Source organism: Yersinia antarctica, assembly GCF_056636475.1.
On the sequence record NZ_JBSJQF010000001.1, the window covers coordinates 1,546,699 to 1,559,706 of the forward strand.

Genomic DNA, 13,008 nt, shown 5'->3' on the forward strand with positions numbered 1-13,008 from the left:
AAGGTCATGAAACTTGAGTTCTCAATTTATCGTTATAACCCGGACATCGATAACGCGCCGCACATGCAGGATTATGAGCTGGAAGCGGAAGAAGGCCGGGATATGATGTTGCTGGATGCGCTCATCCAGTTGAAAGAAAAAGATCCTACCCTGTCGTTTCGCCGTTCATGCCGTGAAGGTGTGTGTGGTTCAGACGGTTTGAATATGAATGGCAAAAACGGTCTGGCTTGTATTACGCCAGTCTCGGCATTGCAAAAGGGTAATAAAAAGATTGTGATTCGCCCATTGCCGGGGTTACCGGTGGTGCGGGATTTAGTGGTCGATATGGGGCAGTTTTATACTCAGTACGAGAAAATTAAACCTTACCTGTTGAATGATGGCAAAAATCCGCCGGCACGTGAGCATTTGCAATCCCCGGAACAGCGCGAAAAACTGGATGGTTTGTATGAATGCATCCTGTGCGCCTGTTGCTCGACATCTTGTCCGTCATTCTGGTGGAATCCAGATAAGTTTGTCGGCCCGGCAGGGTTACTGGCTGCTTATCGCTTCCTGATTGACAGCCGTGATACCGAAACAGCAGCACGGTTGGATGACCTGGACGACGCTTTTAGTGTTTTCCGCTGCCATAGCATCATGAATTGTGTCAGTGTTTGTCCTAAAGGCCTTAACCCGACCAAAGCAATTGGTCACATTAAGTCTATGTTGTTACAGCGTAGCGCATGATAGTTACAGCGTAGCGCATGTATAGCTACAGGGTAGCGAATGATAGTTGCAACGTAGTGCATGATGTGAGTTTATTAACCCGGGGAATGTATTTCCCGGGTTGCTTCAAGGTAGGGAATCTCTAAAAGCCGGCATGCAGTCAGTTTTTAGAGGTTCCTTGAACGGGACCGTTAAGGTCCATAACAGAACGTGCATTGAGCATGTCGAGTGAACCGTTTTTACGGCAAACCGTTGATACTACGGTGTATATGTTAACCACGGCGAAAACTGAAGCTTCAAAGCTTAAGGGATCATGATGCAGAACGGCGCAATGAAGGCCTGGCTGGATTCCTCCTATCTGGCGGGCGCGAACCAGTCCTACATAGAGCAGCTCTATGAAGACTTTTTAACCGATCCTGGTTCCGTTGATGATAGTTGGCGTTCAATTTTTCAACAGCTACCAACAACGGGTGTAAAACCTGATCAGTTCCACTCTCAAACACGTGAGTATTTCCGTCGCTTGGCGAAGGATTCCTCTCGTTATAACTCATCCATCAGCGATCCTGAAAATGATGCCAAGCAAGTTAAGGTGTTGCAGTTAATCAACGCCTTCCGCTTCCGTGGTCATCAACATGCCAACCTTGATCCACTCGGTTTGTGGAAGCAGGAGTCTGTTCCAGACCTTGAACCTTCCTACCACCACCTGACCGAAGCCGATTTCCAAAACACCTTCAATGTGGGTTCTTTTGCTATTGGCAAAGAAACCATGAAGTTGTCTGACCTGTATGCAGCACTGAAACAGACCTATTGCGGCTCTATCGGCGCTGAATACATGCACATTACCAACACCGAAGAAAAACGCTGGCTTCAGCAGCGTATTGAGTCGGTGGTTGGGAAACCGACATTCAGTGATGAAGAAAAACGTCGCTTCCTGAGCGAATTGACTGCCGCTGAAGGTCTGGAACGTTATTTAGGGGCTAAATTCCCGGGCGCGAAGCGTTTCTCGCTGGAGGGCGGCGATTCGCTGGTCACCATGCTGAAAGAGATGATTCGCCATGCGGGGAAAAATGGTACCCGTGAAGTGGTTCTGGGGATGGCTCACCGTGGCCGCCTCAACGTATTGATCAACGTTTTGGGTAAGAAGCCGGAAGATTTGTTTGACGAATTTGCCGGTAAGCATAAAGAGCATCTGGGGACCGGTGACGTTAAATATCACCAAGGCTTCTCATCCGATGTGGAAACTGAAGGTGGCCTGGTTCACCTGGCACTGGCCTTTAACCCATCCCATCTGGAAATTGTCAGCCCGGTGGTTATCGGTTCGGTACGTGCACGCCGTGATCGTCTGGATGAAGCACGCAGCAATATGGTTCTGCCAATCACTATTCATGGTGATGCGGCGATTACTGGCCAGGGCGTGGTGCAAGAAACACTGAATATGTCACAGGCACGTGGCTATGAAGTGGGCGGGACGGTGCGCATTGTTATCAACAACCAGATTGGTTTCACTACCTCGAACCCACTGGATGCGCGTTCTACCCAGTACTGTACCGATATCGCCAAAATGGTACAGGCTCCGATTTTCCACGTGAATGCTGATGATCCTGAAGCTGTGGCGTTTGTTACCCGTCTGGCGTTGGATTTCCGTAACACCTTTAAACGTGACGTGATGATCGATCTGGTTTGCTATCGCCGCCATGGGCATAACGAAGCCGATGAGCCAAGTGCAACGCAGCCCGTGATGTATCAGAAGATCAAAAAACACCCGACGCCGCGCAAGATTTATGCTGACAAGCTGACCGAGCAAAATATCGCCAGCCTGGAAGATGCCACGGAAATGGTCAACCTGTATCGTGATGCGCTGGATGGTGGTGACTGTGTGGTGGAAGAGTGGCGTCCGATGAATCTGCAATCCTTCACCTGGTCGCCGTATCTGAACCATGAGTGGGACGAAGAATATCCAAGCAAAGTTGAGATGAAACGCCTGCAAGATCTGGCGCGTCGCATCAGCCATGCGCCGGAAGCCATTGAAATGCAATCCCGTGTTGCCAAGATTTATGGCGATCGTGCTTTGATGGCAAGTGGTGAGAAGCCGTTTGACTGGGGTGGGGCTGAAACACTGGCTTACGCAACGCTGGTAGATGAAGGGATTCCGATTCGTTTGTCCGGTGAAGACGCGGGTCGCGGTACCTTCTTCCATCGTCATGCGGTGATCCATAACCAGAAAAATGGCTCGGTTTATGTGCCGCTGGCGAACGTACACAGTGGGCAGGGTGACTTCCAGGTTTGGGACTCCGTGCTGTCAGAAGAAGCGGTGTTAGCATTTGAATATGGCTATGCCACCGCAGAACCACGCACCCTGACTATCTGGGAAGCGCAGTTTGGTGACTTTGCCAACGGTGCGCAAGTGGTTATCGACCAGTTCATCAGCTCCGGTGAGCAGAAATGGGGCCGGATGTGTGGCCTGGTGATGTTGCTGCCACATGGTTATGAAGGGCAGGGTCCAGAGCACTCCTCCGCACGACTGGAGCGTTATCTGCAACTTTGTGCCGAACAAAATATGCAGGTGTGTATCCCCTCTACGCCGGCGCAGGTTTACCACATGATCCGTCGTCAGGCATTACGTGGTATGCGTCGCCCGCTGGTGGTAATGTCACCTAAGTCATTGTTGCGTCATCCGTTGGCCATATCATCGCTTGATGAATTGGCAAATGGCAGCTTCTTACCAGCGATTGGTGAAGTTGACGAGCTGGATGCGAAAGGCGTCAAACGTGTCGTTATGTGTTCAGGCAAAGTGTATTACGACCTGCTGGAACAACGCCGTAAGAATGGGCAAACCGATGTTGCTATCGTGCGTATTGAGCAGCTTTATCCGTTCCCGCATCATGCTGTACAAGCGGTGTTGGAACAGTTCGCTCATGTGCATGATTTCGTCTGGTGCCAGGAAGAGCCGCTGAACCAGGGTGCCTGGTATTGTAGCCAGCACAACTTCCGCGAAGTGATTCCATTTGGTGCTTCCTTGCGTTATGCCGGTCGCCCGGCATCAGCTTCACCGGCAGTTGGATACATTTCCGTACACCAGAAACAACAACAAGCTCTGGTTAATGACGCGCTTACCGTCGAGTAGCGAGCCGGTTAACATATAAAGGATAGAGAATGAGTAGCGTAGATATTAATGTTCCTGACCTCCCTGAGTCTGTCGCTGATGGCTCTGTAGCAACTTGGCACAAGAAACCGGGCGACAGCGTTAAACGCGATGAAGTGCTGGTTGAGATTGAAACGGACAAAGTGATTCTGGAAGTTCCGGCCAGTCAGGACGGTATTTTAGACGCCATTTTGGAAGACGAAGGCGCGACTGTGACCTCACGTCAGGTACTGGGCCGTATTCGTCCAAGTGACAGTTCAGGTAAGCCGACGGAAGAAAAAAGTCAAAGCACTGAGTCCACTCCGGCGCAGCGCCAGACCGCTAGCCTGGAAGAAGAGAGTAACGATACTCTCAGCCCGGCAATTCGCCGTCTGATTGCAGAACATGACCTTGATGCTACTGCCATTAAAGGCAGCGGCGTGGGTGGCCGTATTACCCGTGAAGATGTCGATAGTCATTTGGCAAACCGTAAAACGGCACCGGCAGTGGCTGAGACCAAAGTAGCCGCCGCCGCACCTGCGGCACTGGCTAGCCGTAGCGAAAAACGCGTACCTATGACCCGCTTGCGTAAACGTGTTGCTGAGCGTTTGTTGGAAGCGAAAAACAGTACAGCAATGCTGACCACGTTTAACGAAATCAATATGAAGCCGATCATGGACCTGCGTAAGCAGTACGGTGAAGCTTTCGAGAAGCGCCACGGTGTTCGTCTTGGCTTTATGTCCTTCTATATCAAAGCGGTAGTTGAAGCTTTGAAACGTTATCCTGAAGTGAATGCTTCTATTGATGGCGAAGATGTGGTCTATCACAACTACTTTGATGTCAGTATTGCGGTTTCTACCCCGCGCGGTCTGGTGACGCCAGTGTTGCGTGATGTAGATACCCTGGGTATGGCTGATATCGAGAAGAAAATCAAAGAACTGGCTGTAAAAGGCCGTGACGGCAAACTGAAAGTAGAAGAGCTGACTGGCGGTAATTTCACTATTACCAATGGCGGCGTATTCGGCTCCCTGATGTCGACTCCGATCATTAACCCACCACAAAGCGCGATCCTTGGTATGCATGCTATCAAAGACCGGCCAATGGCGGTAAATGGTCAGGTAGTGATTCTGCCAATGATGTATTTGGCACTGTCCTACGATCACCGTTTGATTGATGGCCGCGAGTCCGTGGGTTATCTGGTGACGGTGAAAGAGATGCTGGAAGATCCAGCTCGCTTACTGCTCGACGTATAAAAAAGATAAATGACAAGGTCAGTCTGATTGCAAGGTGTTGATTAACCTGCCTCCGTGCAATCAGGCTACCTAGTAGGCTTCGGCCCATCTCAGACCTTATATGGATAGAACATCATGAATTTACACGAATATCAGGCAAAACAACTGTTTGCTCGGTATGGCATGCCAGCGCCAACTGGCTACGCTTGTACTACACCGCGTGAAGCAGAAGAAGCCGCATCTAAAATCGGTGCTGGCCCGTGGGTGGTTAAATGTCAGGTGCATGCGGGTGGTCGCGGTAAAGCGGGCGGCGTGAAACTGGTTAACAGCAAAGAAGATATTCGTGCTTTCGCTGAACAGTGGTTGGGTAAAAACTTGGTGACCTACCAGACAGATGCCCACGGTCAGCCGGTTCACCAAATTCTGGTTGAAGCTGCGACTGATATCGATAAAGAGCTGTATCTGGGCGCGGTTATTGACCGTAGCTCCCGTCGCGTGGTGTTTATGGCATCCACTGAAGGCGGTGTTGAAATTGAGAAAGTTGCCGAAGAAACGCCTGAACTGATCCACAAAATCGCATTGGATCCGTTGACGGGGCCGCAGCCTTATCAGGGCCGCGAGTTAGCCTTTAAACTGGGCCTGACCGGTAAGCAAGTCACTCAGTTCACCAAGATCTTTATGGGCCTGGCAACATTGTTCTTGGAACGTGACTTGGCGATGGTTGAGATCAACCCGCTGGTGATTACCAAACAGGGCGATCTGATCTGTCTGGATGGCAAGCTGGGTGCTGATGGTAACGCCTTGTTCCGTCAACCAGAACTGCGTGAAATGCGTGATAAGTCGCAGGAAGATAAACGTGAAGCTGATGCGGCGCAGTGGGAACTGAACTACGTGGCGTTGGATGGCAACATTGGTTGCATGGTTAACGGTGCCGGTTTGGCAATGGGAACCATGGACATCGTGAAACTTCACGGTGGTGAACCGGCTAACTTCCTCGATGTTGGCGGTGGTGCAACCAAAGAGCGTGTGACTGAAGCATTCAAAATCATTCTGTCTGATGACAAAGTGAAAGCGGTTCTGGTTAACATTTTCGGCGGCATTGTGCGCTGTGACCTGATCGCTGACGGCATCATTGGTGCGGTTGAAGAAGTGGGCGTAAACGTGCCAGTGGTGGTTCGTCTGGAAGGAAATAACGCTGAACTGGGTGCCAAAAAATTGGCAGACAGCGGTTTGAATATCATTGCTGCGACCAGCCTGACAGATGCGGCTCAGCAAGTTGTAGCGGCAGTGGGGGCTAAATAATGTCTATTTTAATTGATAAAAACACCAAAGTTATTTGCCAGGGTTTTACCGGTAGCCAAGGGACTTTCCACTCCGAACAAGCTATTGCCTATGGTACAAAAATGGTTGGCGGCGTAACGCCAGGTAAAGGCGGCACCCAGCATCTGGGCCTGCCAGTATTCAATACCGTACGTGAAGCAGTAGAAACTACCGGTGCTACGGCATCTGTTATCTACGTGCCAGCGCCGTTCTGTAAAGACTCCATTCTGGAAGCTATTGATGCCGGTATCAAACTGATCATCTGTATTACTGAAGGCATCCCAACACTGGATATGCTGGTAGTAAAAGTCAGATTAGAACAGTCTGATGCACGGATGATCGGTCCGAACTGCCCAGGTGTTATCACCCCAGGTGAATGTAAGATTGGCATCATGCCGGGCCACATTCATTTACCGGGCAAAGTGGGTATTGTTTCTCGTTCCGGTACTTTGACCTATGAAGCGGTAAAACAAACCACGGATATCGGTTTCGGTCAGTCCACTTGTGTTGGCATCGGTGGCGACCCGATCCCAGGTTCTAACTTCATTGATATTCTGAAGTTGTTCCAGGAAGACCCGCAGACTGAAGTTATTGTGATGATCGGTGAAATTGGTGGTAACGCTGAAGAAGAAGCCGCTGCTTATATTAAAGATCACGTGACCAAACCTGTTGTGGGTTACATCGCCGGTGTAACTGCACCAAAAGGTAAGCGTATGGGCCACGCAGGCGCCATCATTGCGGGTGGTAAAGGAACTGCGGATGATAAGTTCGCGGCGCTGGAAGCTGCCGGTGTGAAAACAGTCCGTAGCCTGGCTGAAATCGGCAATGCCGTTAAAGCTGTGTTACCGCAGTAAGCCATTAGACACGATGTTAGTTTGATAACTAACTCAAGATAGAGGCCACCTTGCGGTGGCCTTTTTTGTGGCTAATCAGAACGTATTCAGGGCGGTGATTAAGATAATATCTGTTTGCGCTTGTTGCTTAGCCTGCTCAGTGCTGGCACTGGTAGTTTGTTGCTGCAACGTAGCCAATGCAGCATCATAACTGGCTCTATCCTTAAACAACTTATCTTTGACGTTAATTGACGCAATATTGGTGTAGCGACCATCTGCTGTTGCTGGTACTGCAATTTTGCCACTATTAATCAACTGTTTGACAATCTTCTGCTGTTTGTCAAAACCTTCCAACCCGATTAAATGCCAGCGCTGCTGAACTTTACCCTCATACTTCCCGGCCTTAATATCAGTCAAATAGCGAATGGTCAGATTACGTATTGTGCCGTCTTCCTCACCGTATTGTGCTTTACTGTCTGATAACACTTGGAATTTCTGTCCTTCCAATGCGCCACCTTTTTGCGTCAAATGCCCCATCCGGTAACTGTTCATTCCCAGATGAATAGGAGTGCTATCGGTAACAGGCGTGCCGTCATTGAGGCGTAGGTCGGTGATGCGCGAACCTGCTGGTTTACGCAAATCGATGGTGTAGGTCACACCATCGAAGAAGTCATTGGTCGAATATTTTGAAGCGCGACGTTGTGGATTAAAACTGTAGGTGACATCACCCGCTTTAACCTGATTAAAGTAATCAGCCGACCACTCCATGTACTGTTTTAACGCTTTACCGGTCAGAGCATAAACGGTGATTTCACCGCCGGCATATTGATAGTTAAATGCAATGTCTTTAGCGGTGATATCACCGACATCCAGTTTAGGATGGTCGTTATCAATCTGTAAGGCAATAACCTGCGCCTGAGGAGCATAATAATGTGCCGCCTCCTGATACAACGCGCTGATACCGGTATCCTGAATATGAACCTGAGGAATACCTTTAATCTCATCGGCCGGTACCAGATTACTGCCGCTCAAGGTTGCAATCACCCGATTAGCATTGGCGCGCAAAATATCATGATAAGGCTGGTAAATCGCTTCCAGCTTTTTATCAGACTCGACTCCCTTGATCGGGTAGGTATAGCTGTCTTTATCCACCAGATGATATTTACCCTCACGCTGCTCAAATTTCAGATCAATGCGGGAGAGCGCGCGGCCATACTTATCCGGTTCAGTGATAATGACACCGTTAACCACTGCTTTATCAATCTTCACATGCATATGACCTGCGACAATGGCTGCCAGCTCTGGATTGGCCTTGGCGATATCGCCAACCCCGGTGCCAGGGCGCTGATTCTCATTATCGACTCCCATATGGGCAACCAGCACGATGGCATCTACTTGTGGCTGGATTTGCTGAATAACCTTTTTCACTTCTTGTACTGGATCGGTGAAATGAATGCCATTGATACGGTCGGTGCCTTGTGCAAACTCCGCAGTCATTGGGGTATCCATGCCAATAATGCCGATTTTCACCCCCTGACGTTCGATGATTTTATAAGAGGGGAGGTAAGGTTTACCTGAATCCCAGAAGATATTCCCCGCCAGTGCCGTGCCATCAAATTGTTTTAGTGAAGTGGAAAGGGCTTTCAGGCCAAAATCAAATTCGTGGTTGCCCATCACCCAGGCATCATATTTTAAGGCATTGAAGCCGAGAATCATCGGGCTGATCGGCTCATTTTTAAAGGTTTCAACAAAGTTGCCCTGAAGGGTATCACCGGCATCGACCAGAATCACATTCGGCTGTTCAGCCCGTATTTTTTGCACTTTCGTGGCTATCTGGCTCAGGCTACCGGCTAAGTTTTCACTGTCACTGGCATAGTCCCACGGCACAAAAGTACCATGTAAATCAGAGGTGCCTAAAATAGTGATATCAACTTGTTGCGCGGCGATGGAAGTGGTACTGACACAGAGTAATGTGGTGAGCGCTATTTTTTTCATTGTAGAGGATTCAATATTTTATCAAGAAATAGCATTTCATCATGCAACAAAATGGCAACACTTGCGAACGCTTCCCTCAAGTTAGACTAATATATTTATATAAAACTCGGAATTGTGATTTAACTCTCTCTGAGTGTAATAAATTTAAACGTTAATCTGGATCGCATAATAACGCAGTAATAAAGCATTAGAGAAACCATAAAATTACATTTCATTAACAGATTGGGGTTATATAAAAACAATCAAACTTTTAATTAACATGAAAAAGAATTAATTGTTCTAAATCAAGTTTTGAATATAGCAATAATGTTCATATGAGCTTAAATTGTTCTAGATCAAACTACGGCGGGATGGGCAAATGGCCTGTTTGTTGACCTGTATCCAGAACTCAACGCTGGGTCACGTAAAATCCTATTTATTGTGTGGGATTAGAAGCGTACTATTACCGCGGTGTAATACTGGGTAGTTGATATTGTTATTTTTGTTGTGTTTTTTTGGGCATTCACTGCGGGGTAATTTCAGGGCTTCCAATTTAGTTAGCGGAGGCTCGGTTGCCGCAAGTCGGAGTCTTCCTGCGAGGAGCAAGGAGTCAAGATGTTTGATATTGTCGAACTGTCACGGTTACAGTTTGCCTTAACGGCAATGTACCATTTCTTATTTGTCCCACTAACGCTGGGTATGGCGTTTATGTTGGCAATTATGGAATCGGTTTATGTGCTGTCTGGTAAACAAATCTATAAAGATATGACCAAATTCTGGGGCAAGTTATTTGCTATTAACTTTGCTCTGGGGGTTGCTACTGGTTTGACTATGGAGTTCCAGTTCGGGACTAACTGGTCATATTTCTCACATTACGTCGGTGATATCTTCGGTGCCCCTCTGGCAATTGAAGGTTTGATGGCGTTCTTCCTGGAGTCTACTTTCGTCGGTCTGTTCTTCTTCGGATGGGATCGCCTGAGTAAACATCAGCATTTGGCTGTAACCTGGCTGGTTGCATTAGGCTCTAACTTCTCTGCGTTGTGGATCTTGGTTGCCAACGGTTGGATGCAAAACCCGATTGCATCTGATTTCAACTTTGAAACTATGCGTATGGAAATGCTGAGCTTCTCTGAACTGGTTCTCAACCCGGTTGCACAGGTGAAATTCGTTCACACTGTAGCGGCAGGGTATGTGACTGGCGCGATGTTTGTGCTGGGTATCAGTTCTTACTATCTGTTGAAAGGCCGTGATATTCCGTTTGCCAAGCGTTCCTTTGCCATTGCGGCGAGCTTTGGCTTGGCTGCCGTATTGTCGGTTATCGTGCTGGGTGATGAATCTGGTTACGAAATGGGCGATGTGCAGAAAACCAAATTGGCTGCAATTGAAGCTGAATGGGAAACCCAACCGCCTCCGGCAGCCTTTACGCTGTTTGCTATCCCGAATCAAGAAACCATGGAAAACCGATTTGCGGTTCAGATTCCATTTGCCTTGGGGATAATAGCGACCCGTTCATTGGATACACCGGTTATCGGCTTGCGTGATTTGATGTCTCAGCATGAAGTCCGTATCCGTAATGGTATTCATGCTTACAGTCTGCTAGAAAAATTACGTTCGGGTAACACTGACCCTGAGGTGCGTGAAGCCTTTAGTAAGGCGAAACAAGATCTGGGCTACGGTCTGTTACTGAAGCGTTATACCCAAAACGTTACCGATGCGACTGAAGAACAAATTCAGTTGGCGGCTAAAGACTCAATCCCACGTGTTCTGCCACTGTATTTCGCTTTCCGCATCATGGTTGCCTGTGGCTTCCTGATGTTGCTGATTATCGGTCTGTCCTTCTATAACGTAGTTCGTGGCCGGATTGGTGAGAAAAAATGGTTACTGCGCGCAGCATTGTTTGGTATTCCGTTGCCGTGGATTGCAGTAGAAGCAGGTTGGTTTGTGGCGGAATATGGTCGTCAGCCATGGGCTATCGGTGAAGTGCTGCCGACAGCAATTGCAAACTCGTCAGTCACCGCTGGGGATATTCTATTCTCCATGGGGTTGATCTGTGGTCTGTACACGCTGTTCCTGGTGGCAGAAATGTACCTGATGTTCAAATTCGCGCGCCTTGGGCCAAGTAGCCTGAAAACGGGCCGCTATCATTTTGAACAGCCGACTGCCCCAGTGCAGGAAGCACGGTAAACAGGAGTCCACTTATGTTTGATTATGAAGTATTACGATTTATCTGGTGGCTGCTGATCGGTGTGCTGCTGATTGGGTTCGCAGTAACCGATGGTTTCGATATGGGTGTCGGTATCCTGCTGCGTATCATCGGTAAGAATGATACAGAACGTCGTATTATGATTAACTCGATTGCCCCTCACTGGGATGGTAATCAGGTTTGGTTGATCACTGCGGGTGGGGCGCTGTTTGCTGCCTGGCCAATGGTGTATGCAGCCGCATTCTCCGGCTTCTATATTGCGATGATTCTGGTATTGGCTGCGTTATTCTTCCGTCCGGTCGGTTTTGATTACCGTTCTAAGGTGGAAGATAACCGTTGGCGCAATATGTGGGACTGGGGCATTTTTGCTGGTAGCTTCGTGCCAGCGGTAGTCTTCGGTGTGGCATTCGGTAACTTGCTGCAAGGGGTACCGTTCCACATGGATAGCTACATGCGCCTGTTCTACACCGGTAACTTCTTCCAGTTGCTGAATCCGTTTGGGCTACTGGCGGGTGTTGTCAGCTTGACCATGCTGGTAACGCAAGGTGCTACTTACCTGCAAATGCGTACCCGTGGTGAGTTGCATCTGCGCTCCCGTACTGCGGCTCAGATCTCTGCGTTGGTGATGAGTGTGGCCTTCCTGTTGGCCGGTATCTGGTTAGTTAAAGGTATTGATGGCTTCGTTATAACCTCAGCTTTGGATACGGCGGCTGAATCTAACCCGATGCGCAAAGAAGTTGCACATCAGGCGGGTGCATGGTTGATTAACTTCAATAAGTACCCAAGCCTGTGGGCGCTACCTGCTCTTGGGGTTATTCTGCCACTGTTCACCATTTTGCTGTCGCGCTTTGAAAAAGGGGCTTGGGCCTTCCTGTTCTCATCACTGACTATTGCCTGTGTGATTCTGACTACCGGGGTAACTATGTTCCCGTTCGTTATGCCATCAAGCACGGTACCAAATGTCAGTCTGACAATGTGGGATGCCACCTCTAGCCTGTTGACGCTGAAAGTGATGACCGTTGTTGCGATAATCTTTGTTCCTATCATCCTGCTGTACACCAGTTGGTGTTACTACAAGATGTTCGGGCGCATTGATAAAGACTTTATCGAAAACAATAAGCACTCACTGTACTAAGGAGCATAAAGCATGTGGTATTTTGCCTGGATTCTAGGGACACTTCTGGCCTGCTCCTTTGGTATCATTACTGCTCTGGCGCTGGAGCAGAGTGAAGCCAATGCAGCAGCGAAAGCCGCTAATAATGGCAATGATGATGTTGTCTGATAAGTTATACGATTTACTGGATAAGGGCCCGTTCAGGGCCCTTTCACTGGTGCTCGCGTTTGCTGTGGCATTCTGTGTGTTTTGGGACCCTTCGCGTTTTGCGGCGGCAACCAGTTCACTTGAGGTCTGGCAAGAGGTGTTTATCGTGTGGGCGGTTTGTACCGGTGTGATTCATGGGGTAGGTTTTCGCCCTAAGCGGATATGGTTGCGTGCTTTTTTCTCACCACTTCCCGCAATTGTGATCTTGGGCGCGGGATTATTCTACTTTTTTGTCTAATCTGTACACGTTTCGTCTAATCTGAACACAATCTATCCTTATGGGCCATTCGGCCCATAATTAT

10 protein-coding genes are annotated in these 13,008 nt (G+C 48.7%); 9 read left to right on the forward strand and 1 reads right to left on the reverse strand.

Translation table 11 applies throughout. The features are described from left to right. Positions 1-6 precede the first annotated feature (6 nt). From ACWJJO_RS07140 to sucD, 5 genes are all read left to right on the forward strand, one after another. Complete coding sequence (locus ACWJJO_RS07140; RefSeq protein ID WP_083159601.1) at positions 7-723, forward strand: succinate dehydrogenase iron-sulfur subunit; 717 nt, start codon at positions 7-9, stop codon at positions 721-723. A 295-nt stretch (positions 724-1,018) separates the two neighbouring features. Further along, positions 1,019-3,826 (forward strand): 2-oxoglutarate dehydrogenase E1 component, encoded by a 2,808-nt coding sequence (sucA, locus tag ACWJJO_RS07145; protein ID WP_083159599.1) that lies wholly within the window; start codon positions 1,019-1,021, stop codon positions 3,824-3,826. Positions 3,827-3,855: 29 nt separating this feature from the next. Continuing rightward, positions 3,856-5,076 carry a 2-oxoglutarate dehydrogenase complex dihydrolipoyllysine-residue succinyltransferase gene (gene odhB, locus ACWJJO_RS07150; protein WP_083159597.1) on the forward strand — a complete coding sequence of 407 codons (1,221 nt, stop codon included), beginning with the start codon at positions 3,856-3,858 and terminating at the stop codon, positions 5,074-5,076. 114 nt (positions 5,077-5,190) lie between these two features. Then, positions 5,191-6,357 (forward strand): ADP-forming succinate--CoA ligase subunit beta, encoded by a 1,167-nt coding sequence (sucC, locus tag ACWJJO_RS07155; protein WP_005188956.1) that lies wholly within the window; start codon positions 5,191-5,193, stop codon positions 6,355-6,357. After that, positions 6,357-7,229, forward strand: a complete 873-nt coding sequence (gene sucD, locus ACWJJO_RS07160; protein WP_083159595.1) for a succinate--CoA ligase subunit alpha — start codon at positions 6,357-6,359, stop codon at positions 7,227-7,229. The genes sucC and sucD overlap by 1 nt, the downstream gene beginning before the upstream one ends. A gap of 75 nt (positions 7,230-7,304) precedes the next feature. Here the strand turns inward: sucD and ACWJJO_RS07165 are convergent, their stop codons facing one another. After that, on the reverse strand, positions 7,305-9,203 hold the full coding sequence (locus ACWJJO_RS07165) for a bifunctional metallophosphatase/5'-nucleotidase (protein ID WP_083159593.1): 1,899 nt from the start codon (positions 9,201-9,203) through the stop codon (positions 7,305-7,307). A 594-nt stretch (positions 9,204-9,797) separates the two neighbouring features. Here ACWJJO_RS07165 and cydA point away from each other — a divergent pair. Genes cydA through ybgE form a run of 4 tightly spaced genes read left to right on the forward strand, consistent with a single transcriptional unit; the run spans position 9,798 to position 12,944 of the window. Continuing rightward, on the forward strand, positions 9,798-11,366 hold the full coding sequence (gene cydA, locus ACWJJO_RS07170) for a cytochrome ubiquinol oxidase subunit I (RefSeq protein ID WP_083159591.1): 1,569 nt from the start codon (positions 9,798-9,800) through the stop codon (positions 11,364-11,366). Positions 11,367-11,380: 14 nt separating this feature from the next. Further along, positions 11,381-12,520 carry a cytochrome d ubiquinol oxidase subunit II gene (cydB, locus tag ACWJJO_RS07175; protein WP_481090859.1) on the forward strand — a complete coding sequence of 380 codons (1,140 nt, stop codon included), beginning with the start codon at positions 11,381-11,383 and terminating at the stop codon, positions 12,518-12,520. A 12-nt stretch (positions 12,521-12,532) separates the two neighbouring features. Further along, a complete protein-coding gene (cydX, locus tag ACWJJO_RS07180; protein WP_025383069.1) occupies positions 12,533-12,667 on the forward strand; it encodes a cytochrome bd-I oxidase subunit CydX in 135 nt (44 codons plus the stop codon). Next, positions 12,657-12,944: a cyd operon protein YbgE gene (gene ybgE, locus ACWJJO_RS07185; protein ID WP_442851332.1), complete on the forward strand. Its 288-nt coding sequence runs from the start codon at positions 12,657-12,659 to the stop codon at positions 12,942-12,944. Before cydX ends, ybgE begins: the two co-directional genes overlap by 11 nt. Positions 12,945-13,008 lie beyond the last annotated feature (64 nt).

Coding starts and splice junctions, on each gene's coding strand:
- ACWJJO_RS07165 (WP_083159593.1), bottom strand. CDS start 9,203: ATGAAAAAAATAGCGCTCACCACATTACTCTGTGTCAGTACCACTTCC.
- cydX (WP_025383069.1), top strand. CDS start 12,533: ATGTGGTATTTTGCCTGGATTCTAGGGACACTTCTGGCCTGCTCCTTT.
- odhB (WP_083159597.1), top strand. CDS start 3,856: ATGAGTAGCGTAGATATTAATGTTCCTGACCTCCCTGAGTCTGTCGCT.
- ACWJJO_RS07140 (WP_083159601.1), top strand. CDS start 7: ATGAAACTTGAGTTCTCAATTTATCGTTATAACCCGGACATCGATAAC.
- ybgE (WP_442851332.1), top strand. CDS start 12,657: ATGTTGTCTGATAAGTTATACGATTTACTGGATAAGGGCCCGTTCAGG.
- sucC (WP_005188956.1), top strand. CDS start 5,191: ATGAATTTACACGAATATCAGGCAAAACAACTGTTTGCTCGGTATGGC.
- cydB (WP_481090859.1), top strand. CDS start 11,381: ATGTTTGATTATGAAGTATTACGATTTATCTGGTGGCTGCTGATCGGT.
- sucA (WP_083159599.1), top strand. CDS start 1,019: ATGCAGAACGGCGCAATGAAGGCCTGGCTGGATTCCTCCTATCTGGCG.
- sucD (WP_083159595.1), top strand. CDS start 6,357: ATGTCTATTTTAATTGATAAAAACACCAAAGTTATTTGCCAGGGTTTT.
- cydA (WP_083159591.1), top strand. CDS start 9,798: ATGTTTGATATTGTCGAACTGTCACGGTTACAGTTTGCCTTAACGGCA.